General features: G+C 60.8%; 19 protein-coding genes. 5 read left to right on the top strand and 14 right to left on the bottom strand.

What is annotated here, in order from left to right; genetic code table 11:
- Window positions 1–32: 32 nt before the first annotated feature.
- Window positions 33–314: an HU family DNA-binding protein gene (locus tag ACZ5VE_RS07605; RefSeq protein ID WP_464457394.1), complete on the top strand. Its 282-nt coding sequence runs from the start codon at window positions 33–35 to the stop codon at window positions 312–314.
- Between the two features lie 19 nt (window positions 315–333).
- Here ACZ5VE_RS07605 and ACZ5VE_RS07600 read toward each other — a convergent pair whose 3' ends face one another.
- Genes ACZ5VE_RS07600 through ACZ5VE_RS07585 form a run of 4 tightly spaced genes read right to left on the bottom strand, consistent with a single transcriptional unit; the run spans window position 334 to window position 3,736 of the window.
- Entirely contained in the window at window positions 334–1,113 is a 780-nt protein-coding gene (locus ACZ5VE_RS07600) for a sulfite exporter TauE/SafE family protein (protein ID WP_464457393.1), read from the bottom strand.
- Window positions 1,110–1,643 carry a flavin reductase family protein gene (locus ACZ5VE_RS07595; protein ID WP_464457392.1) on the bottom strand — a complete coding sequence of 178 codons (534 nt, stop codon included), beginning with the start codon at window positions 1,641–1,643 and terminating at the stop codon, window positions 1,110–1,112. The genes ACZ5VE_RS07600 and ACZ5VE_RS07595 overlap by 4 nt, the downstream gene beginning before the upstream one ends.
- Window positions 1,644–1,655: 12 nt before the next feature.
- On the bottom strand, window positions 1,656–2,582 hold the full coding sequence (locus tag ACZ5VE_RS07590) for an aldo/keto reductase (protein ID WP_464457391.1): 927 nt from the start codon (window positions 2,580–2,582) through the stop codon (window positions 1,656–1,658).
- Complete coding sequence (locus tag ACZ5VE_RS07585; RefSeq protein ID WP_464457390.1) at window positions 2,579–3,736, bottom strand: LLM class flavin-dependent oxidoreductase; 1,158 nt, start codon at window positions 3,734–3,736, stop codon at window positions 2,579–2,581. Before ACZ5VE_RS07585 ends, ACZ5VE_RS07590 begins: the two co-directional genes overlap by 4 nt.
- 89 nt (window positions 3,737–3,825) lie before the next feature.
- Between ACZ5VE_RS07585 and ACZ5VE_RS07580 the strand changes: the two genes are divergently transcribed.
- Window positions 3,826–4,542 carry a GntR family transcriptional regulator gene (locus tag ACZ5VE_RS07580; protein ID WP_464457389.1) on the top strand — a complete coding sequence of 239 codons (717 nt, stop codon included), beginning with the start codon at window positions 3,826–3,828 and terminating at the stop codon, window positions 4,540–4,542.
- Between the two features lie 8 nt (window positions 4,543–4,550).
- On the opposite strand, the gene ACZ5VE_RS07575 is transcribed toward ACZ5VE_RS07580, so the two are convergent.
- The 4 genes from ACZ5VE_RS07575 to ACZ5VE_RS07560 form a co-directional block, all read right to left on the bottom strand.
- The gene (locus ACZ5VE_RS07575; RefSeq protein WP_464457388.1) at window positions 4,551–7,190 is read right to left on the bottom strand and encodes a [protein-PII] uridylyltransferase; all 2,640 of its coding nucleotides are present in this window, start codon (window positions 7,188–7,190) and stop codon (window positions 4,551–4,553) included.
- Window position 7,191: 1 nt separating this feature from the next.
- Window positions 7,192–8,007 (bottom strand): type I methionyl aminopeptidase, encoded by an 816-nt coding sequence (map, locus tag ACZ5VE_RS07570; protein ID WP_464457387.1) that lies wholly within the window; start codon window positions 8,005–8,007, stop codon window positions 7,192–7,194.
- A 79-nt stretch (window positions 8,008–8,086) separates the two neighbouring features.
- Complete coding sequence (locus tag ACZ5VE_RS07565) at window positions 8,087–8,419, bottom strand: type II toxin-antitoxin system RelE/ParE family toxin (protein ID WP_464457386.1); 333 nt, start codon at window positions 8,417–8,419, stop codon at window positions 8,087–8,089.
- Window positions 8,416–8,697, bottom strand: a complete 282-nt coding sequence (locus tag ACZ5VE_RS07560) for a type II toxin-antitoxin system Phd/YefM family antitoxin (RefSeq protein WP_464457385.1) — start codon at window positions 8,695–8,697, stop codon at window positions 8,416–8,418. Before ACZ5VE_RS07560 ends, ACZ5VE_RS07565 begins: the two co-directional genes overlap by 4 nt.
- Before the next feature lie 234 nt (window positions 8,698–8,931).
- On the opposite strand from ACZ5VE_RS07560, the gene purL reads away from it, so the two are divergent.
- From purL to ACZ5VE_RS07545, 3 genes are read left to right on the top strand one after another with little or no spacing between them, the layout of a single operon-like run.
- Window positions 8,932–12,918 carry a phosphoribosylformylglycinamidine synthase gene (gene purL, locus ACZ5VE_RS07555; protein ID WP_464457384.1) on the top strand — a complete coding sequence of 1,329 codons (3,987 nt, stop codon included), beginning with the start codon at window positions 8,932–8,934 and terminating at the stop codon, window positions 12,916–12,918.
- Window positions 12,919–12,939: 21 nt separating this feature from the next.
- The gene (locus ACZ5VE_RS07550) at window positions 12,940–16,353 is read left to right on the top strand and encodes a DEAD/DEAH box helicase (RefSeq protein WP_464457383.1); all 3,414 of its coding nucleotides are present in this window, start codon (window positions 12,940–12,942) and stop codon (window positions 16,351–16,353) included.
- Between the two features lie 10 nt (window positions 16,354–16,363).
- Window positions 16,364–16,738: a cystatin domain-containing protein gene (locus ACZ5VE_RS07545; RefSeq protein WP_464457382.1), complete on the top strand. Its 375-nt coding sequence runs from the start codon at window positions 16,364–16,366 to the stop codon at window positions 16,736–16,738.
- A gap of 37 nt (window positions 16,739–16,775) precedes the next feature.
- On the opposite strand, the gene ACZ5VE_RS07540 is transcribed toward ACZ5VE_RS07545, so the two are convergent.
- The 6 genes from ACZ5VE_RS07540 to ACZ5VE_RS07515 form a co-directional block, all read right to left on the bottom strand.
- A complete protein-coding gene (locus ACZ5VE_RS07540) occupies window positions 16,776–18,758 on the bottom strand; it encodes a peptidase U32 family protein (RefSeq protein ID WP_464457381.1) in 1,983 nt (660 codons plus the stop codon).
- 171 nt (window positions 18,759–18,929) lie between these two features.
- Window positions 18,930–19,703, bottom strand: a complete 774-nt coding sequence (locus ACZ5VE_RS07535) for a peptidylprolyl isomerase (RefSeq protein ID WP_464457380.1) — start codon at window positions 19,701–19,703, stop codon at window positions 18,930–18,932.
- 83 nt (window positions 19,704–19,786) lie between these two features.
- A complete protein-coding gene (locus ACZ5VE_RS07530) occupies window positions 19,787–20,059 on the bottom strand; it encodes a BolA family protein (protein WP_464457379.1) in 273 nt (90 codons plus the stop codon).
- Window positions 20,056–20,598 carry a septation protein A gene (locus ACZ5VE_RS07525; protein ID WP_464457378.1) on the bottom strand — a complete coding sequence of 181 codons (543 nt, stop codon included), beginning with the start codon at window positions 20,596–20,598 and terminating at the stop codon, window positions 20,056–20,058. Before ACZ5VE_RS07525 ends, ACZ5VE_RS07530 begins: the two co-directional genes overlap by 4 nt.
- A 55-nt stretch (window positions 20,599–20,653) precedes the next feature.
- Window positions 20,654–21,076: a peptide-methionine (R)-S-oxide reductase MsrB gene (msrB, locus tag ACZ5VE_RS07520; RefSeq protein WP_464457377.1), complete on the bottom strand. Its 423-nt coding sequence runs from the start codon at window positions 21,074–21,076 to the stop codon at window positions 20,654–20,656.
- On the bottom strand, window positions 21,073–22,620 hold the full coding sequence (locus ACZ5VE_RS07515) for a protein adenylyltransferase SelO (RefSeq protein ID WP_464457376.1): 1,548 nt from the start codon (window positions 22,618–22,620) through the stop codon (window positions 21,073–21,075). Before ACZ5VE_RS07515 ends, msrB begins: the two co-directional genes overlap by 4 nt.
- Window positions 22,621–22,634 lie beyond the last annotated feature (14 nt).

Raw genomic sequence — 22,634 nt, 5'->3', positions numbered from 1 at the left:
AACATCCATCCATTGATATTCAGTAATTCAATATGAACAAAGCAGAACTGATCGAAGCCATCGCCCATGAAACCGACATGACCAAAGCCGCAGCGGGCAGGGCCCTCAATGCGGTGCTGGAAACCATCGTCAAGGCGGTGGCCAAAAAGGAAGACGTGCAGCTGATTGGCTTTGGCACGTTCAAGTCAACCAAGCGAGCAGCCCGCATGGGCAAGAACCCACGCACGGGTGAAGCCGTCAAGATCGCTGCGGCCAGCGTGCCCAAGTTCTCTGCCGGTGCAGCGTTCAAGTCCGCGGTGAACAAGAAGCGCTGAGGCGTTATCGGTAGGCGATTCAAAAGCCCAGCATGTGCATTGCGACCAGCGCCAGAAAACCGGCAAACGCCAGTTGCAGTTTGCGTTTGTTCATTCGCTGTGACAGGCGAGCCCCCCAGTTGGCGAACAGCATGCTGACTGCGCTGATGCCCGCGAACGCGGGCACATGCACATAACCCAAGGTTTGGGCGGTGTGTGGGCCAGTGATAGCTAAGCCGATGGCACCGATGAGTGAAATGGGGATTGCAATGGCCGAGCTCACGACCACGGCTTGGCGCATGTCCACACCACGTAGAACCAAGTAAGGCACGGTCATGGCACCACCGCTGACGCCAAGCAAGGTGGAGACATGGCCAATGAAGGTGCCCGCTCCGACCAGTTCATTGCGGGCAGGCGCGGGTTGGCTCACTTCTCGGGTTTTTTGGCCTAGCAAGGTCACGCAGGTACCCAAGGCAAACAAGCCAAAACCCAATTTGAGCCATTGGGTCGGCACCCAGTTGGCCAGCAAAACAGCCGACAACGCACCCAAGCTGACCGAGCCAGCCAGCCAGTAGAAGCGGTCAAATTGCAGACGGCGCGCACGCCAGTGGGTCCAGGAACTGGTGACCGAGGTGATGACGATGCAAGCCAGTGAAGTGGCCACTGCAAAATGCATGACTTCTGGGCCGAGAATCGGGTCACCTCGCCACAGAAAGTACAGGGTGGGCACGATCACCAGGCCTCCACCTACGCCAAAAAGTCCCGCTGTAAACCCTCCTGCGGCACCCACCAGGAGGAACAGCATCCACAGCGGCATCATGCGGACAGTGCCTCGAATTTCCCAAAACGGCTGCGCCAAAAGCCCAGCGCTTGAGCATCCTCGTGCCAGCCAAATTCCTGGACCTGTCCAATGACTATGTGGTGGTCGCCAGCATCGACCAGTTGGTGCAATTGGCAGTCAAACCAGGCCATGGCGTCGGTCAAGCGTTGTCGCTGGCTGGCCTGTCGCTGCAGCGGCACACCGGTAAAACGCGAAGCCATGTCTCCGGTAGCGAACTGCCGGGCAATGGCTTCTTGTTGTTGTGACAACACGCAGACGGTGAACCCGCCGGATTGCGTGAACGCCTCTAGGCTGCTGGCCGCTTTGCGAATGCTCCACAAGACCATGCGAGGATCGAGCGAGACCGATGCAAAGGAATTGCAGGTCATGCCCCAGTCCATGCCTTGCCAATGGGCTGTGACTACTGTGACCCCAGTGGCAAAGCAGGACAGGGCCTTGCGGTATTCAGCCGGGTCATGGCTGGGGGGCTCGCCGTCTACTGCAGGCATGACATCAGGCATGTGGCGCATGTGGGCTTCCCTTCAAGGCACTTCGTGACCGTTGGCCAGTTCGTACAGCTCGTACCAGGTCTGACGGTCCATTGGCACACGACCGGCGTTGGCAAACTGGGCAATGCGTTCCAGTTGGTTGGAGCCCATCACGGGCAAGATTTGCGCGGGATGGTGCATGAGCCAGGCCATGGCCACGGCAGTGGTGTCCGTGCTTGAGGCTTGGGCCAGCTCAGCCAGTTTGGGGGCCAGACGGGCGGCTGCTGTGCCTGCTGTGCTCGCTTGCGAATGCAGCCGTCCACCGCCCAAAGGTGACCACGCCATGACGGGCATGTGGTGTTGTTGGGCGTGCGCCAGCTGGCCGTTGATGAACGGCTCGGTGTTCAGCAAGCTCAGCTCCAGCTGGTTGGTTTGCAGCTTGTGCTTCATGCGCGACTGCAGCAGGTCCACATCCCAGGGCATGAAGTTGGACACGCCCACGCCGCGCAGCTTGCCGCTGTCGATCAGCTGGTCCAGGCAAGCGCCCAGGGCTTGCGCGTCCATCAAGGGGTCGGGGCGGTGGATCAGCAGCAAATCGATCACATCCACGCCGATGCGCGACAGCGAGCGGTCCACGCTGGCCTTCACATGGGCCGGGCTGGTGTCGTAGTGCTTGACGCGGGTATCTGGCCATTTGTCCGACAGCAGCATGATGTCGGTCTTGGTGACGATCTCGATGCGGTCTTTCAGGCTGGGGCGCGCTTTGATGGCTTGGCCGAACAGTTCTTCGCAGCTGTAATCGCCGTAAATGTCGGCATGGTCGAAGGTGGTGATGCCTTGGGCCAGACACGCGTCAATGCGCGCCAGGTTGGCGTTGACCGATGTGTCTTGTGCTTCTGACAGACGCCACACGCCATAGGCCATGCGGCTCAGGCTGCGCCCGTTGGGCAGCGTGATGCGGCCAATGTCGTTTGAATTCATTTGCGTACTCCTGTGCCCAGCGGTGTGGGCGGTGTTTGGGCCGGAACACGGCCATATTCTTGGGCGAGGGAAACCGTTTTGAGCTGTGGCAGCACTTTGGTGCCAAAGATTTCGCATTCTTGTAGGTGCGGGTAACCCGAAAAAATGAAGGCCCGGATGCCCATTTTTTTGTAGGCCTCGATTTCACTGAGCACTTGATCAACGCTGCCCACCAAGGCAGCACCGCAACCACTGCGAGCACGGCCCACGCCAGTCCAAAGGTGGGGCTCAATGTAGCCCTCATCGTCTGCACGATCGCGGTTTGCGCTTTGCAGTGAAACGCCCAGACTCTTGGCATCGAGGGCACGTTGGCGAATCTCGCGGCCTTTTTCGTCGTCCAGTTGCGAGACCAACTCGGCCGCGTATTCACGCGCTTCGGCCTCGGTGTCGCGCACGACCATGTGTACCCGCAGGCCATAGTCCAGCAAGCGACCATGTTTTTCGGCCTGGGCATGCACATCGCGCATGCGCTGGGCCAGCATGTCCTTGGGCTCGGGCCACATCAGGTAGGTGTCGCAATGGGCACCACACAGGGCCAGTGCATCGGGGCTGTAGCCGCCGAAATAAAGCAGCGGGCCGCCATTGGTTTGGTAAGGGCGCACGGGGTCGGTTGACAAACCCTTGAGTTTGTAAATTTCGCCGTCGTAATTGATTTCGTCTTGTGTCCAGGCTTGCTTGAGGATTTCGACCACCTCCCAGGAGCGGCGGTAACGGTAAGCGCTGTCTTCTTGTTGGCCAGGAAAATCGGACGAAATCACGTTGAGCGTGAGGCGGCCTTCCAGAATGTGGTCCAGCGTGGCCACGGTGCGCGCCAACATGGCGGGGTGGACCTCGCCACAGCGGATGGCGGCCAGCAGGTTCATGCGTTTGGTCTTGTGCGCCACAGCGGCGGCAAAAGTCAGGGTGTCCTGTCCGACCTGGTAGGACGAGGGGCACAAGATGTTGCGAAAGCCGAGTTCGTCGGCTCGTTCGACGATGCGGCTGGTGTTGGCCCAGTTGCTGCGCAAATCGCCATCGGGTACCCCCAGATGGCGAAAGTCGTCCGAGCAAAGTGGAGCGAACCAAGCCACTTCTGCACCCTGTATGTCTTCTCCTTTGACGGGAACGATGCTCATGTAAGACTCCTCTTTGAAAGTAAATGAATCATAAATGAATTGAAGCGCATGGGTATGCGGGTTTCCCCGTGTTTGTCATACTGTCGGCTATGAACGCTGCTCACCCCGCCAAACCACTGCCCGTTTACCTGCAAATTGCCGAATTGTTGGCCCGTCAAATCAAGGCGGGTTACTGGCACAGTGGGGAGCGGTTACCCACTGAAGCCGAATTGGCTCAGACCTTGTCGGTGGCGGTGGGTACATTGCGCAAATCATTGGCTTTGCTGGAAGATCAGGGGGTACTGGAGCGTATTCAGGGCTCAGGCACTTATGTGCGTCAAGTACAAGGCAAGCAGCAAATCTACGAATTGTTTCGCTTGGAACTGGCCGATGGTCCTGGATTGCCCACGGCTCAGATCGTGGATCTGTCCTTGGAGCCGAGTCCAGTCCCTCTGTCAGATTCAACGGGTGCGGGGCGTTTGTGTTGGCGGGTGCGCCGATGGCGTTTTTTGAGCCAGGTGCCCGTCGCATTGGAGGAGATCTGGTTTTCTGCTGCAGCGTGTCCCGATTTGACGGTACAGGAGCTGGGGGACTCGATGTACCTGTTCTATCAGCAGCGCCTGGGGGTTTGGATTTCGCGTGTGGAAGATCAAATCAGCGCTGCGCCCACGCCCGATTGGTCTTGTCAACCTGTGGCACTGAAACCGGGTGCCTGCTCCGGTTACATCGAGCGGGTGTCTTGGAGCAAGGAAAACCAAATCGTCGAGTTTTCCAGGACTTGGTTTGACCCTGCCGTGTGCCGGTACTCCTCGCGCATGAGTCAATAAACATGGCTTCAACCCGGCTGCAACGCCTTCAGCAATTCCGTCTCGATCTCGATCTGCGCCTTGTTTTGCTGCAGTTCGGCCCCGCTGATCAAAAAGGTGTCTTCCACGCGTTCGCCCAAGGTGCTGATTTTGGCCAGTTGCAGGTGGATGCCGTGTTGCGCCAGCACGGTGGCGATGCTGTAAAGCAGGCCGATGCGGTCGCTGGCCGAGATGCTGAGCAGCCAGCTTTGGGCTTTGTCGTCGGGCTTGAGGCTGACGCGGGGCGTGACAGGGAAGCTTTTCACGCGGCGCGACACGCGTCCGCGCGTGGGGGCGGGCAGGGGGCCTTGCTTTTCCAGGGTCTGCGTCAGTCCGGACTCGACCATGCTGAGCAGTTCGCGGTAATGCTCGGGCAGCATGGGGGTGACGATCTGGAAGGTGTCCAGTGCCCAGCCTGTGCGGGTGGTGTGGATGCGGGCGTCCAGAATGCTGAAGCCCGATTGGTCAAAGTGACCGCAAATGCGGGCAAACAAATCGGGTTGGTCGGGCGTGAACACCAGCACCTGCAAGCCTTCGCCCACAGGTGAGATGCGTGCACGCACGATGGGGCGGCCTTGGCCTTCGGCCGGTTTGGCCACATGGCGCGACAGTTGGCGAGCGTGCCAGGCGATGTCGGACGCGTCGTGGCGCATGAAGTAGCCCACGTCCAAGGTGTCCCACAAGGCTTTTTGGCCTTCGTGCGGTTCGCTGTGGCGGGCCAACTCGATCAGGGCTTCGCGTTTGCGCGCTTCCACTTCGGCGTTGGCGTCGGGCGCGCGGCCGCCCAATACGCGCAGGGTGGATTTGTACAGGTCTTCCAGCAGCTTGCCTTTCCAGGCGTTCCACACTTTGGGGCTGGTGCCGCGAATGTCGGCCACCGTGAGCAGGTACAAGGCCGTGAGGCGGCGCTCATTGCCCACGCGCCCAGCAAAACGGCCAATGACTTCGGGGTCGCTCAGGTCTTCTTTTTGGGCGACATGGCTCATGGTCAGGTGCTCGCCCACCAAAAACTCGATCAGCTGCGCGTCTGCCTTGTCAATCTGGTGTTGACGGCAGAAGGTGCGCACTTCGGCAATGCCCAATTTGGAGTGGTCTCCGCCACGGCCTTTGGCAATGTCGTGAAACAAGGCTGCGGTGTACAAAATCCAGGGCTTGTCCCAGCCGCCCGCCAATTGCGAACAAAACGGGTACTCGTGGGTGTGCTCGGCCATGAAAAAGCGCCGCGCATTGCGCAGCACCATCAGGATGTGCTGGTCCACCGTGTAGGCGTGAAACAGGTCGTGCTGCATCTGGCCGACGATGCGCCTGAACACCCACAGGTAGCGCCCCAGCACCGAGGTTTCGTTCATCAGGCGCATCGCATGCGTGATGCCTTGGGGCTGCTGCAGGATCTGCAGAAAGGTTTGGCGGTTGACCGGGTCCGCCCGAAAGCGCCCGTTCATGATGGCCCGCACGTTGTACAGCGCCCGCAGGGTTCTGGCTGAAAAGCCTTTTACGCCTGGCGTGGCTTGGTACAGCAAAAAGGTTTCCAGAATGGCGTGCGGGTGCTTTTGGTAGAGGTCATCGCTGGCCACTTCGATCAGGCCTGCTTTTTCAAAGAAGCGCTCATTCAGGGGGCGGAAGTCACTGACCGATTCGCCCCGGTCGCTCTTGAGCCGGTCTTCGATGTTGAGCAGCAAAATCTGGTTGAGCTGCGTCACGGCCTTGGCCGCCCAATAGTATTGGCGCATCAGCTTTTCGCTGGCGCGCAGGGCGAGGCGCCCTTCGGGCGTCACGTCCGAGCTGTAACCAAACGACTCGGCCACATTGGTTTGCAAGTCAAACACCAGCCGGTCTTCACGCCGCTTGGCCTGCAGGTGCAGGCGTGCGCGGATGAGCCCGAGCAGGGCTTCGTTACGCTTGATCTGCCTCGCCTCCAGCGCCGTGGCCAGGCCTTTGCGGGCCAACTCGTCCCAGCTGTGCCCGAGATTGGCCGCTCTGGCCACCCACAAAATCACCTGCAAGTCGCGCATGCCGCCGGGTGATTCTTTGCAGTTGGGCTCCAACGCGTAGGGCGTGTCCTCAAACTTGGTGTGGCGCTGGCGCATTTCCAGCGTTTTGGCCACCAAAAAAGCCTGCGGGTCCATGGCCGCTTGGTACTGCTTTTGGAATTCGATGAACAAGCGGGTGTTGCCTGTCACGCGCCGCGACTCCAGCAGCGAGGTTTGCACCGTGATGTCTTTGGCCGATTCGGCCAGGCATTCGCTCAGGGTGCGCACGCTGGAGCCAATCTCCAAGCCTGTGTCCCAGCAGCTGCCAATGAAGCGTTCCAGCTGGCCTTGCAGCTCGGGCGAGTTTTCTGGCGACAGTCCATCGGGCAAGAGCACCAACACATCCACATCGGAATAAGGAAACAGCTCGGCGCGGCCAAAACCGCCCACGGCCACCAAAGACAGCTCAGGCGCAAAGCCCGCGTTTTGCCACAACTGGATCAGCAGGCCGTCGGCCAAGATGGACAGTTGCCGCAGCGTTTGCTTCAAGCCCCGAGCGACCGCACCGCTGTTGGCCAGGGTGTTCAACACCGCGGCTTTGTCGTGCTTGTACGTTTCGCGCAGCAGGGCCAGATCTGCTGATGGGGCCTGAGCGTCCATCTCAGGCAGCGGCTTTGTCGGTGATGAACGCGGGGATCGGTGGGCTGCCCGCCGACAGGGTCAGCACTTCGTAGCCGGTTTCGGTCACCACCACGGTGTGCTCCCATTGCGCCGAGAGGGAGTGGTCTTTGGTCACGATGGTCCAGCCATCGCCCATTTCCTTGATGTCGCGCTTGCCCGCGTTGATCATCGGCTCGATCGTGAAGATCATGCCGGGCACCAGCTCCACCAAGGTGCCGGGCTTGCCGTAATGCAGCACCTGCGGCTCTTCGTGAAAGCCCCGGCCAATGCCGTGGCCGCAAAACTCGCGCACCACCGAAAAGCCGTGGCCTTCGGCAAATTTCTGGATGGCATGGCCAATATCGCCCAAATGTGCGCCGGGCTTGACTTGCTCGATGCCTTTCCACATGGCGTCATAGGTCAGCGCGGCCAGGCGCTTGGCCGCAATCGAGGCCTCGCCCACATGGAACATGCGGCTGGTGTCGCCATGCCAGCCATTTTTGATGGTGGTGATGTCGATGTTGAGCGAGTCGCCTTTTTTGAGGGGCTTGTCGTTGGGAATGCCGTGGCAAACCTGGTGGTTGATCGAGGTGCAGATCGACTTGGGGTAAGGCTTGTAGCCGCCCGGCGCGTAGTTCAGCGGGGCCGGAATGCAGTCCTGCACATCGACCATGTAGGCGTGGCAGAGCTTGTCGATTTCGTTGGTGGTGATGCCCGGCTTGATGAAGGGCTCGATGTAATCCAGAACTTCGGCGGCCAGGCGGCATGCCAAGCGCATGCCTTCGATGTCTTCGGCGGTTTTGAGGGTGATGGTCATGGGGTCGGATTATCCCAGAGGGCCAATCACCTCAGGGTCAGTCAGTTTGTTGGGGCGCTGGCAGCAGCGGGAATCACCCTCAGCGTTTGAACAAGCGTTGGAGCAACAAGGTCTGAAAATTTTGCTGATGTCCTGCCACGGCATAAACGATGGTGCTGCTTGGCGTGCTGTCTTGGAGCGTCCGGTACAAGATGCGGTGGTGCGATGTGATGAGCGTTCTGTAATCCCGAATGCCCACGGCTGCCAGCTCTGCCACGGGTGCACCGTCAATCAAGCCAGAGTCCACGTCGGCCAGCTTGTTGAAAATCTCGTCTTCTACCTGCAGCCAAAGTTCAACCGTCCATCGGTTCAGCATGTAGTCCTGCAGCGCCAGCATGTCGTCTAGCGCATCCGGCAAGAGGACGATGCTCATGCGTTGCGCTCAGCTCTTTTTTGGGCCAGCAGGGCGCGGGCCTCTTGCACCGAATGGCCTTTTCCGGCCAGTCGGTCTTTTTCCCCCAAGGCCACCAATTTGAGCACCGCGATCAGGCTTTCCTTGTCTTGGTATTGCTGGACGCTTTCGATCACCATGCTGGCTTCGCCGTTCTGGGTGATGATGAAGGGCGTGCCATTCATCGCCAATTCTTCAGATATTTGTGCGGCATGGCTCTTCAAATAAGAGATGGACTTGATGTGTTGGGTGGCTTGCATGGACACTCCGAGTTTGTTGGGTCTGAATTTATGCCTGAATTTGGTCTGAGTCAAGCGTTTGGCTTGTCGCGTGGACCCCGTATTGGGTTTTGTGGCGTGCGCTTAAAACATGCTGGCCGCCCATTCGGAAGGCCTCCAATCAGGGTTTCCCCGGCTAAAATACCGCCTTTGTCGATCGGCCCCAGTCAGCGGCCCCGGCGCTACGGTTTTTCCGTCTCTTTACAAGGCCACCCCGTGTCCCTGCACATCACGACTTTCGAAGGCGCCAGCGCCCTCAGCGACTTTCGCATTGCCCAGCTTTTGCCACGTCTGGCAGCCATTTCGCCGCAAATTCAGGGCATTGCGGCCCGTTTTGTGCACTTGGTGGCCACGGCCACCCCTTTGGCAGAGGCCCAAAAACAAACCCTCTCAGCGCTGTTGACCTACGGCGAGCCCTATGCAGGCCCGCTGGATGGTCCCGTGATCGTCGTCAGCCCCCGCTTGGGCACCGTCTCGCCCTGGGCGTCCAAAGCCACCGACATCGCCCACAACTGCGGTTTTGACGTGCGCCGCGTGGAGCGCCTGACCGAATACCGTTTGACATTGAAATCCGGCCTGCTCAGCACCGCCAAACTGAGCGCCGAACAACTCGGCCAGGTGGCCGCTGTGCTGCACGACCGCATGACCGAGTCGGCCATGCCCACCCGGGGTGAAGCTGCGGCCTTGTTCACCGCTCTGGACCCTGCGCCCATGGCGCATGTGGACGTGCTGGGTGGCGGTCGATCTGCACTCGAAGACGCCAACAAGACCTGGGGCCTGGCTCTCGCCGAAGACGAAATCGACTACTTGGTCAATGCCTTCACGGGCCTGAAGCGCAACCCCACCGATGTGGAGTTGATGATGTTCGCGCAGGCCAACAGCGAGCACTGCCGCCACAAAATTTTCAACGCCGAGTTCACCATCGACGGCGTGGCCCAGCCCAAGAGCCTGTTCGGCATGATCCGCAACACGCACCAGCTGAGCCCCCAGCACACGGTGGTGGCGTATTCGGACAATGCTTCGGTGATGGAAGGCCACACGGTGGAGCGTTTCGTCGCCAGAACTTCCGCCCAAGGCGCGGCTTATGAGCAAGAACAAGCTCTGCACCATGTGCTGATGAAGGTCGAAACCCACAACCACCCGACCGCGATTTCGCCTTTCCCCGGCGCATCGACTGGCGCAGGCGGCGAGATCCGCGACGAAGGCGCGACCGGTCGCGGCTCCAAGCCCAAGGCGGGTTTGTCGGGCTTCACTGTGTCCAAGCTCTGGGGCGGCCTGAGTGACCAACCGGGCGGCAAGCCCGAGCACATCGCCAGCCCCTTGCAGATCATGACCGAAGGCCCCTTGGGTGGCGCGGCCTTCAACAACGAATTTGGCCGGCCCAATTTGCTGGGCTATTTCCGCGAATACGAGCAGACCGTGGACGGCGTGGTGCGTGGCTACCACAAGCCCATCATGATCGCGGGCGGTCTGGGTCAGATCGACGCGGAGCAAACCAAAAAGATCGAATTCCCGGCGGGCAGCTTGCTGATCCAGCTGGGTGGCCCTGGCATGCGCATCGGCATGGGCGGCAGTGCAGCCAGCTCCATGGCCACCGGCACCAACGCCGCCAACCTCGACTTTGACTCGGTGCAGCGCGGCAACCCCGAGATCGAGCGCCGGGCGCAAGAGGTCATCAACCACTGCTGGGCGCAAGGTGCCAATAACCCGATCCTGGCCATCCACGACGTGGGCGCCGGCGGTTTGTCCAACGCCTTCCCCGAGCTGACCAACGACGCAGGGCGGGGCGCACGCTTCGATTTGCGCGCTGTGAAGCTCGAAGAATCGGGCTTGTCGCCGAAAGAAATCTGGTCCAACGAGAGCCAGGAACGTTACGTGATGGCGATTGCGCCCGAATCGCTGGACCAATTCACCGCTTTCTGCGACCGCGAGCGTTGCCCCTTTGCGGTGATTGGTGTGGCCACCGAAGAGCGTCAACTGGTGCTGGAAGACAAAGGCAGTGAATCACCCGTCGACATGCCCATGGACGTGCTGCTGGGCAAACCACCCAAAATGCACCGCGACGTGACCACCGTGGTGCGCCAGTCGCCTGCGATGGACCTGACCGGCGTGTCGCTGCAAAAAGCCGTGATCGACGTGCTGAGCCACCCCACGGTGGCGTCCAAGCGTTTCCTCATCACCATCGGCGACCGCGCCGTGGGTGGCCTGACCCACCGCGACCAGATGGTCGGCCCCTGGCAAGTGCCCGTGGCCGATGTGGCCGTGACTTTGGCCGACTACCAAGGCTTTACCGGTGAAGCCATGAGCATGGGCGAGCGCACCCCGCTGGCCTCGCTCAATGCCGCAGCTTCTGGCCGCATGGCGGTTGCCGAAGCCATCACCAATTTGCTGGCGGCTCCGATTGAGCTGCCCCGCGTCAAGATGTCGGCCAACTGGATGGCCGCTTGCGGCGAGCCCGGCGAAGATGCTGCGCTCTATGAAACCGTCAAGGCCGTGGGCATGGAACTGTGCCCGGCGCTTGACATCTCGATCCCTGTGGGTAAAGACAGCTTGTCGATGCGCACGCAGTGGACCGAACAAGGTCAGACCCATAAGGTGACTTCACCCGTCAGCCTGATCATCACCGCCTTTGCCAGCCTGCCCGACGTGCGCGGCACGCTCACGCCGCAGCTCGATGCGCAAACCGATGACACGACTTTGCTGTTGATCGACCTGGGCCAAGGCCAAAACCGCATGGGTGGCAGCGTGCTGGGTCAGGTGCTGGGCCAGTTTGGCGACTGTGTGCCCGACCTCGAAGACCCGCAAGCGCTGGTCAATTTGGTCAAAGCCATCAACAGCCTGCGCGCCCAAGGCCAAATCCTGGCCTACCACGACCGCAGCGATGGCGGATTGTTGGCGGCAGTGGCCGAAATGGCCTTTGCCGGCCATGTGGGCGTGGCGCTCAATGTGGACATGCTGGTCACCGAAGGCGATGGCATCTCGGACAGCCGCGCCGACCATGGTGACGCCAAGAACTGGGCGGGTCAGGTCAGCGCCCGCCGCGAAGAACTCACGCTCAAAGCCTTGTTCAACGAGGAGCTGGGTGTGGTGCTGCAGGTCCGCACGGCCGACCGCAACGCGGTGCTGCAAACCCTGCGCGAGCACGGCCTGTCCAAACATACGCATGTGATCGGCAAGACTCGTCCGAACCACTCGACCATTGCCAAGGGCGTGGGCGAACTCAGCATCTGGCGCGACACCAAAGAGGTGTTTGCCGCCAAACTCGAAGACCTGCACCAGGTCTGGGACAGCGTGAGCTGGAAGATTTGCCAGCAACGCGACAACCCCGCTTGTGCTGACGCCGAGCATGCCGCCGCTGGCCGCGCCGACGACCCCGGCATGCACGTGGCCCTGAGCTTTGACCCGGCAGACAACGTGGCCGCGCCGTTCCTGAATCTGTCGCGCCCCAAAGTGGCGATCCTGCGCGAGCAGGGCGTCAACTCGCATGTGGAAATGGCCTATGCCTTCCACAAAGCGGGGTTCGAGTCGCACGACGTGCACATGACCGATTTGCAATCGGGCCGCGCCCAACTGGCCGACTTCCAGGGCCTGGTTGCTTGCGGGGGTTTTAGCTACGGCGACACGCTGGGCGCAGGCATTGGCTGGGCGCGGAGCATCACCTTCAACCCGGCTTTGGCCGAGCAGTTCAAGGGCTTCTTTGGCCGCGCCGACACCTTTGGTCTGGGCGTGTGCAACGGCTGCCAGATGTTTGCCGAGCTGGCCGACATCATTCCGGGTGCGCAAAATTGGCCGCGTTTCACCACCAACCAGAGCGAGCGCTTTGAAGCCCGCTTGTCCATGGTCGAAGTGCTGGAATCGCCCAGCTTGTTCCTGCAAGGCATGGCGGGCAGCCGCCTGCCGATTGCCGTGGCGCACGGCGAGGGTTATGCCAACTTCAAGCACCGGGGCAATGCGGCCGAGGCCATTGGCGCGATGCGCTTTGTGGACAACCACGGCCAGGCCTCCGAGCAGTACCCCTTCAACCCCAACGGCAGTGCGGGCGGTTTGACGGCGGTGACCACGGCGGACGGCCGTTTCACAGCCATGATGCCGCACCCCGAGCGCGTGTTCCGCAATGTGCAGATGAGCTGGACCAGTGGTGACATCAACGCCACCAGCCCTTGGCTGCGCGTGTGGCAAAACGCCCGCAAGTGGGTGGGTTGACGATGACCCGCGCGTTCCACGATGTCTGAACAGTGGTTTCCACCCTCTCAGCTGGCGTTTTATTTCGACTCGAATTCCTGGGCCAAAGGCACGGCGCTGTACCTCAAAAACGAGGTGCTGTCTGCGCAATTGACGCCTGAGGGCGAAGATTGGCGCGTCGATGCGCAGGTGCAAGGCTCTTCACAAGACGCCTACCGGGTGACGGCCCATGTCCGCGTGTCCGAAGGCGGCAACCTGCAAGGCTGGCGCACCACCTGCACTTGCCCTGCGGGGCGCATGTGCAAGCATGGCGCGGCCTTGGGGATTCTGGTCGCCATGCAGGGCGTGTCCATGCGCGATCCCTTGGCCCATGAGGGGGGGGACGCCGACAACTCAGAGCAGCAAAGCCAGGTGCGTCAGGAACGGGCGCTGCAACAAGCCGAATACCAGGTGCGTGATTGGCTGAGCCGATTGCAAGCGGCCGATGCACCGGCCGGTTTTTCAATACCCGGCAAAGCCCATGAGCACTTCCTCTATTGCCTGTCGGCCGCGACCCTGGGCCACAGGCCCGTGTTTCACCTGACCATCAAGCAAGCGGTGGCCAAGCCCAATGGGGAATGGACCAAGCCCAAAAAGGTCACCAGCCAGCCTTTGCCCAGCGACCCGATCTGGCGCGCCTGTGAGCCTGGAGAACAAGGCATTTTTGACCTGATGAAAGCCTGCCCGGCGACCAACAGCTTCAGCTCTTACGGCTTTCAAAGTGCGGTCAAACTGCAAGGTGCTGCCGCTCAATTGCTGCTGCGCATGTGCAGCAACACGGGCCGCCTGATGTGGGAGGACGGCAAAATTTTGCGGCCTCTGGTGTGGAGCGATCAGTCGGTGGCCTTCAGTGGCAGCTGGCAGGCCGTGCCTGCGCAAGGCAACAGCCCCGAAGGCTGGCAGCTGCAGATGCAGTCGGCGCAGGCTGGCGTGCTGCACGGCCTGAACGAGCCGCCTTTGTACGTGAACCCGGCACTGGGCACCTGCGGCCTGGTTGACACCCAGGGCATGAGCGCCGAACACCTGCTGTTGCTGACGCAGGCCCCGGTGGTGCCCGAGCGTGTGGCGGTCAAGTTTCAGCAGCAATTGATGGACGCCATGGGCGAGTTGCCTCTGCCGCCCGTGATCGAAAAAATGCCCGAAATCCGAGGTGTTGTACCCGTGGGCGTGCTGCAATTGTTTGCGGTGCCAGCGCATTTGCGCAGCGAGCAGGGCTTGTTTCAGGCCGAGCTGAAATTCCAATACGGCGACTGCACAGGCTACTGGGCACACCACCAGGCCCGCGTGCTGGTGGGGCAGGGCGCACAAGCGCGCATGTTGGTGCGGGATCTGGCGGCCGAGCTGGCCATCTGGGAAACGCTGGATGACCTGGGTTTGCAGCTGTGGGACAACAACATGCTGGGCATGCCCGGCATCGAGGGCCAGGCAATCTGGTTGGACTGGCTCGAAGCCGACTTTGCGCCTCTGCACGAGGCCGGATTGGACGTGCTCAGCCACGAAGGTTTGGACCATTGGCTGCGCTTGGCCGACGATGTGCAGGTGCGCATGAGCGGACAAGACGCCGAAGCGGGCACCGAAGACACATCGCCTTGGTTTGACCTGTCGCTGGGCATGAACATCGACGGTCAACGCGTCAACATCCTGCCCTGGGTGCCCGAGATCCTCAAGGCCATGGCCCGTGCGGGCGTATTGGCCAGCGAGCTGAGCGGCCCACCTTCGGACCGTGTGCCTGACCACCTGTATTTGCCTGATTTGCAGGGGCCGGGTTACGTGAAACTGCCCACCGCCCAAATCAAGCCATGGCTGTCCATGCTGATGGAGTTGCACGGGGAACGCGGACACGACTGGGATGGCGATGTGCTGCGGCTGTCGCGCCTGGACGCTTTGCGCACGGCCGCTTCGCTGGGCGAGGGCGCTGTCTGGCAGGGCGCGCAAAGCCTGCTGGCTCTGGTGCAGCAAATGCGCGGTACGGAAGCATTGGCCGATGTGCCCTTGCCCGATGGCTTGCAAGCCACGCTGCGGCCCTACCAGCAGCAAGGCCTGAACTGGCTGCAGTTTTTGCGCCAGCACCGCCTGGCCGGCATTTTGGCCGACGACATGGGCTTGGGCAAAACCCTGCAGACGCTGGCCCACATCCTGACTGAAAAGCAGGCCGGACGGCTGACGCAACCCGCATTGATCGTGGCCCCGGTCAGCTTGCTGGGCAACTGGCAGCGCGAAGCCGCACGGTTTTGCCCGGGTTTGACCACCCACATCCACCACGGTTTGTCGCGCCACGAAACAGCGCAAGAGCTTTGCCAGTTTGACGTGGTCATCACCGCGTACTCACTGCTGTCTCGCGACCGCGAGATGTGGCTGCAAGTGCCTTGGCACCTGTTGGTGCTGGACGAAGCGCAAAACATCAAGAACGCCAATACCAATGCCGCGCAGGTGGTCTCTGAAATTCCAGCCTTGCACCGCCTTTGCCTCTCAGGGACACCCATCGAAAACCACCTGGGTGAACTCTGGAGCCAGTTCCACTTTTTGATGCCCGGCTTTCTGGGCAGCCAGCGGCGCTTCACCGAGTTGTTTCGCAACCCGATCGAGCGTCAGGGCAGCACCGAAAAAATGGAACAATTGCGCGCCCGCATCACGCCCTTCATGTTGCGCCGGACCAAAGACCTGGTGGCCAGCGAGTTGCCGCCCAAGATCGAAACCCTGATGCCGGTGCCTTTGGAAGGCCAGCAGGCCGACCTGTACGAAACCATCCGCTTGGGCATGGAAAAAACCGTGCGCGAGGCTTTGAGTACGCAGGGCTTGGGCAAATCGCAAATCACCATCCTCGATGCCTTGCTCAAGCTGCGTCAGGTGTGTTGCGATCCGCGCCTGCTCAAGCTCAGCGCTGCCAGCCAGGTCAAGGAATCGGCCAAGCTCTCGCAACTGCTGGACATGCTGCCCGAGATGGTGGCCGAGGGCCGCAAGATTTTGCTGTTCTCGCAGTTCACCGAAATGTTGGGCCTGATCGAAAAAGCCTTGCCCGATTTGGGCATCCCTTGGGTCAAGCTCACCGGGCAAAGTAAAAACCGCGACGCGATCATCGACAAGTTCACCAGCGGGCAAGTACCCCTGTTCCTGATCAGTCTGAAAGCCGGTGGCGTGGGTCTGAACCTGCCGCAGGCCGACACCGTGATCCATTACGACCCGTGGTGGAACCCGGCGGTGGAAAACCAGGCCACCGACCGTGCCCACCGCATTGGCCAGACCAAAAACGTGTGGGTTGTCAAACTGGTGGCCCAGGGCACCATCGAAGAACGCATGCTGGCCCTGCAAGAGCGCAAGGCCCAGTTGGCGCAAGACATGTACGAAGGCGCGGTGCAACGCAAAGAGCCGCTGTTTGGCGAGTCCGACTTGAACGAACTGCTCAAGCCGCTGGGTTGAGCCCATGCCGATGCGCTTGATTTCTTTGTGGTTGGGCATGGCCTTGAGCATGTTGAGCGCTTGTACGCCCGAGGGGGCTTCGCCTGCCGCACCCACGGCACCTGCCAGCACTGCACCGCTTGCCGGTGGCTGGTCAGAAGTGGATCCTTTCAAACCGGATGTGCAGGAAGCCGCACGTTTTGCGGTTCAGACTTTTGCAGTTCAGAACAAGGCCCGAGTGCTTTACAAAGACGTGAGCCAAGCCCGACAGCAGTTGGTGGCCGGAATCAACTTGGAGTTGCGCCTTCAGGTGACGCTGGACGGTATCAGTCGCACCGCACAAGCCAAGGTCTGGCGCCAGCCCGATGGCCGTTACAGCTTGGCAGATTGGCGCTGGCTGGACTGATTTTCTGAGTTGGTTTCAGGTCGCGTTTTTGCGTCCATCAGTGCATGCCCACGATGGTTCGTGTTTTGTAAAACTGCACCGGGCTTTCGGGCACCGCATTCAGCACCGATTTTTTGATCTTGCCGACCACATGCATTTCGCAGGGTTTGCAGTCAAAGCGCAGGGTCAGCTTTTCCTTGCCATTGATCAGCTGCATGGGCTCGGCCTTCACGGTGCCTTGCACGCCGGTCACGCCTTTGGCCTGCTTGGGGCACAGGCTCAAACTGAACCGAACGCAGTGCTTGGTGATCATCAGGCTGACTTCGCCCAACTCTTCTTGGCTTTCGTAAGCCGCAGCGATGACCTTGACGCCATGCTTGGCATAAAAGTCGCGGGCTTTCTGGTTGAACACATTGGCCAGATAGGTCAGGGTGTCTTCAGGGTATTGCGCAGGTGGCTCGACAGGCACGGCTCGCGGCAGGCGGTGCAGACCTTCAGCGCGGGCGCTTTCGAGGGCTTGCACGGCATCGCGCCGCAGCGCATTGAGTTGCGAGGGCGGAACGAACCAGGGGCGGGGCAGATCCAGTTGCACATCGAGCGGTTCAAACAAGGTGTCGCCCAATTTGCCCAAAGCGGTCTTGAGAATGCCTTCGGCTTGTGAGGCGTCTTTGGGGGCTTGCCAAGCAATCGCCATGTGCGCTGTGCCGGTGTGGCCCGCCTCGTCGGTCAGCGTCAGTTGCAGACCTTCACCCTGGCCATTGGGGCTTTCGGCCAGCTGCATCCAGACCCCCATGCGGCGTTCGGCCGATTTTTTGTCCAGCGTGCGCACCCAGCTCATGTCGCGGTTGCGGTTGACCTGCACGCCTTTGCGCAAGTCCTTGAAGCCATCCATCGGGTCTTTGGGAAAGAGCTTCCAAACCCCTTTGGTTTTTTGGGCCTCCACGCGGTTGATCTGCAGGCCCACCAGCTCTTTTTGCAGGTCGTAGTAGCACATGCCGTCGCCGTTGTGTAGCTCGGTGGCCGCGTCGTCGGTGGTGATTTCGACGTGTTCGGCCGTGACCTTGCTGACCCAGCCGATGGGCTGGCCAGGGTTTTTGGGGGTGTCAAACGCACCGATGTCTTCCTTGCGGCCTTGCACAAAGTAGTCGGTGAATTCTCGGTTGAAGTTCTGGTTCGGGTCGGGTTCGAAGCTGAAGGTGCTGCGGCCGTGCGAGGCGGCAGCCAGCTCGGGACGCTCGCTGAGCACCTCGTCGAACAGCTTGCGGTAGTGGGCCGTGATGTTTTTGACGTAGGCCATGTCCTTGTAACGGCCTTCGATCTTGAAGCTGCGGATGCCCGCATCGACCAGGGCGCGCAGGTTCTCGCTCTGGTTGTTGTCCTTCATGCTCAGCACATGCTTGTCGTGCGCCACGATGCGGCCTTGCGCGTCCTTGACCTCATAAGGCAGGCGGCAGGCCTGCGAGCAGTCGCCCCGGTTGGCGCTGCGTCCGGTGTGGGCGTGGCTGATGAAGCATTGGCCACTGTAGGCCACGCACAAAGCGCCGTGCACAAAGAATTCGATCACGGTGCGCTCGGTGTCCACCGCATCGCGGATGGCTGCGATCTGGGGCAGGGTGAGTTCCCGTGCCAGCACGATCTGGCTCAAACCCGCGTCTTGCAAAAAGCGGGCTTTCTCGGGCGTGCGGATGTCGGTTTGGGTGCTGGCGTGCAGCTGGATGGGCGGCAGGTCGATCTCCAGCAGGCCCATGTCCTGCACGATCAGCGCATCCACCCCGGCGTCATACAGCTGCCAAGCCAATTTGCGGGCCCCTTCGAGTTCGTCGTCGCGCAAGATGGTGTTGAGCGTGACGAAGATGCGGCTGTGAAAGCGGTGGGCATATTGCACCAGCTTGGCAATGTCCTGGATGCTGTTGTCGGCGGTGGACCTGGCACCAAACGAGGGACCACCGATGTAGACCGCATCTGCGCCATGGTTTATGGCTTCGATGCCGATGTCAAAGGTGCGGGCGGGGGCGAGGAGTTCGAGTTGGTGGGGCTGCATGGGCTGGGATTATCCCAGCTTGCCCGTTCATGTGCGGGTAAGCCTGAAGCGGCGGGCCCTGGCCGCGCCAATCTCTTTTGACCACAACCGTCTTCATAGCCCTGCAATAACCGCCCAACAATAAAAAACGCGACCGAAGTCGCGTTTTCTGCAATGAGCGCAGGGCTCAAATCACTGGATCTTGGCTTTGCTGCGCAAGTTGTCCTGGAAGGTGCTGAGCTTTTGCTGCTGCAGTTGCTGGGCAATCTGGGGTTTGACGTCTTCCAGTTTGGGCAACTGGGCTTCACGCACATCGTCCACACGGATGATGTGGAAGCCGAACTGGCTCTTCACGGGCGTCTCGGTCATCTGGCCTTTGTCCAGCTTGACCATGGCACCTGAGAATTCGGGCACATAGCTGCCAGCAGCTGCCCAGTCCAAGTCGCCACCGTTGGCACCGGAGCCTGGGTCTTTGGATGCTTTTTTGGCCAGGTCTTCAAAGCTGCCGCCTTTTTTGATCTGGGCGATCAGGGCCAGGGCTTCGTCTTCTTTTTCCACCAAGATGTGGCGGGCGCGGTATTCCTTGCCACCGTTGGCAGCCGCAAACTTGTCGTATTCGGCCTTGATGTCAGCATCGGTCACCGGGTTTTTCTTCTGGAAGTCGGCAAACAGCTGGCGGATCAGGATGGTCTGACGGGCCAGTTCGATCTGGGTCTTGTACTCGTCAGAGGCGTCCAGGCCTTGCTTTTTGGCTTCTTGCATGAAGATTTCACGGGCGATCAACTCTTCCTTGATCTGGGCCAGCACTTCAGGCGTCACAGGGCGGCCAGAGGCTTCGACTTGCTGCTTGAGCGCATTGACGCGCGAAGAAGGCACTGGCTTGCCGTTGACCACGGCCAGGTTTTGCGCCAGGGCGGGAACCGCCAGCAGGGCCACCAGGGCGGCGCTGAGCATTTGCTTTTTCATTCTGTTGTCCTCAATGACGTTGTGTCAGGGTTGAATCAAGGGTTCAAAAAAAGGGGCTGCCACCAGTGGGTGACGGCCCGGGTTCAGATCAGCTCGATGGCCAGGGCATGCAGCCCTTGGTCAATGAAATCTTGCAGCGCATCATACACAAGGCGATGGCGCTGGACACGACTGAGCGGTGTAAACAAAGGTGAAGCAACGCACACACGCATGTGGGTGCCTTGGCCGCTGTCGTTGGCACCCACATGACCCGCGTGCGCGGCGCTTTCGTCGATGACCCTCAGCTCGGTTGGCTGCAGGCGTTCGGTCAGGCGGGCATGGATTTGCGCGCTCAGGGGCAAGGGCAGGTCGCTCATTCTTGGTCAGCGCCTTCTTTGGGCAGGTAGCGGGCGATGTACAGGCCTTGGCCGAGGATGAACACCAGGGGGAAGGCGTAGCCCCAAAGCTTGAAGTTCACCCAATCTTCGGTGCTGAAATAGGCCGCGACATAGGCGTTGATCGACGCCATGAAGATGCAGTAAAGCATCCACGAAAGGTTCAGCCGGTTCCAGACCGCGTGTGGCAGCTGCAGCTGCTGGCCCAGCAGCATGTGCAAAAAGTTCTTCTTCAAGAAGCCGTGTGCCACGGCCAGTGCAATCGCCAAACCTGCGTAAAGCAAGGTGGGTTTCCACTTGATGAAGCGTTCGTCGTGCAGGCCCAAGGTGAGGGCACCAAAGCCGAGCACCAGCACCAGCGTGATCTTGTGCATGGTCTGCAGTTTGCCGTCCATCTTGTAGATCAGCGCGGTTTGCACCACGGTGGCCGCCATCAGGACCGCTGTGGCGGTGTAGATGTCGGTCGTTTTGTAGGCGCCAAAGAATAGCAGGATGGGGAAAAAGTCGAGGATGAATTTCATGAATGGGGCCGGTTGGCTGCGCCGCGAGAAGCCTTTTGGGCGCAGCCGTGTGGGATCAAGAAGCCTCGAAGTCTAACGAAGCCGAATTCATGCAGTAGCGCAGGCCCGTGGGGGCCGGGCCGTCTTCGAACACATGGCCGAGGTGCGCACCGCATTGGGCGCACACGGTTTCCACCCGGCGCATGCCGTGGCTGGTGTCCACGCGCTCTTCAATCGCGCCGTCTGCCGAGGCTTGCGAAAAGCTGGGCCAGCCGCAGCCCGCATCAAACTTGGTGTCGGATTTGAAAAGTTCCGCATCGCAGCACATGCAGCGGTAAATGCCATGGGCCCAATGGCCTTCGTATTTGCCGGTGAAGGGGCGCTCGGTGGCTGCCTGGCGGGTCACAGCAAAGGCAACGGGCTCGGCACCTTTGGCGGCCAGCAGTTCGCGCCATTCAGCGTCGGTTTTTTGGATGGATTTGTAGTTTGAAGAAGTCATGATGAACAGCTGATTTCCAGTTGGCCCGCCCAGTCGGGCGGCAGGTCGGCATAGGCTTCAAAGCCCGGATGCTCGTCAAAGGGGGACTTTAGCAAGTTGTAGAGGGTCTCGATTTCTGAAAAATCCCCGGCCTTGGCTTGGCGGATGGCGGTTTCTGCCAAGTGGTTGCGCAGCACAAATTTGGGGTTGGTGCGCAGCATCTGTGTGCCCATGACCGCAAAGTTGTTTTGACCTGCTCGGGCGCTGTAGCGTTCCAGCCAGGCCAGCAGGCGAGGGCGGTCCAGCACTTGGTCCGTGACGGCGCTCCAGCCTGCATCGGTCAACAGGGGGGCTTGTGATTGCTGCACAACCGCTTGGCTCAGTTGCCGCCAAAACAGGGTGAAGTCCACTTTTTCGGCCGCCATGAGCTGCATCAGGTCTTCCACCAGCGTCCAGTCGGCTTCACGCTCGGACTCGGGGGCTAGGCTGCCCGTCAACCCCAGCTTGGCCCGCATGGCGTCACCCAGATACTGTGGGAACAAAGTTTTGTAGCCCTCCAGCACCTGCAGGGTCATTTCCTGGTCGTCGATCAAAGGGGCCAGGGCCTGGGCCAGGCAATACAGGTTCCAGTAGGCCACGTTGGGCTGGCGCCCATAGGCGTAGCGGCCTTGGTGGTCCGAGTGGTTGCAGATGTGGCCGGGGTTAAAGCCATCCATGAATTGGAAGGGGCCGTAATCAATGGTCAGGCCCATGAGGCTCATGTTGTCGGTGTTCATCACGCCGTGGCAAAAACCCACAGCCTGCCACTGCGCCAGCAGCTTGGCGGTGCGCTCTTGCACTTCATCCAGCAGGGCCGCATAGACGTTGCCTTGCCAAAGCGCCGCACGGTCATGGCATTGCGGCAAGTGGTGGGCGATGGCATGGTCGGCCAGGGTGCGCAGGCTGTCGGTGTCGCCCTGCGCCGAAAAATGTTCAAAATGCCCGAAGCGCAAAAAGCTGGGCGCCACACGCGCCACCACGGCGGCGCTTTCAATTTCTTCGCGCCGCACGGGCTCTGGCGAAGCGACAAGGCTGAGCGCCCGGGTGGTCGCAATGCCCAGGCCGTGCATGGCCTCGCTGCACAAATACTCGCGGATGCTGGAGCGCAGCACGGCTCGGCCATCGCCGCCGCGCGAATACGGGGTGCGGCCCGCGCCTTTGAGCTGGATTTCTTGTGGGCCTTGGGCAGAAGCGGCTTCGCCCAGCCAGATGGCACGGCCATCACCCAGTTGCCCGGCCCATTGGCCGAACTGGTGGCCGCTGTAGACCGTGGCCAAGGGGTCTGAGCCGGTCATGGTCGCGTTGCCCGCCAGGGCTTGCAAGTGATCGTCATTGAACACCTCGGTCGGCCAGCCCAGCTCTGCGCGCAGGGCCTCGTTGCGGGCGGCCCAGCGGGGTGCGGCCACTGGCGTGGGCTGCAAGCGTGTGAAAAACCGGGGGCCCAATTGCGTCAGGCGGTGGGTCCATACGAGCGCGGATGGCGCATCGTCGGCGCGGCTGAGCGGGTTCAAATGGGCTGAATGCATAGGGCCCGATTGTC

The organism is Limnohabitans sp. INBF003, from assembly GCF_055396645.1.
The sequence above is the reverse complement of the archived record's forward strand: the minus strand, read 5'-3'. Positions and strand labels throughout refer to the sequence as shown.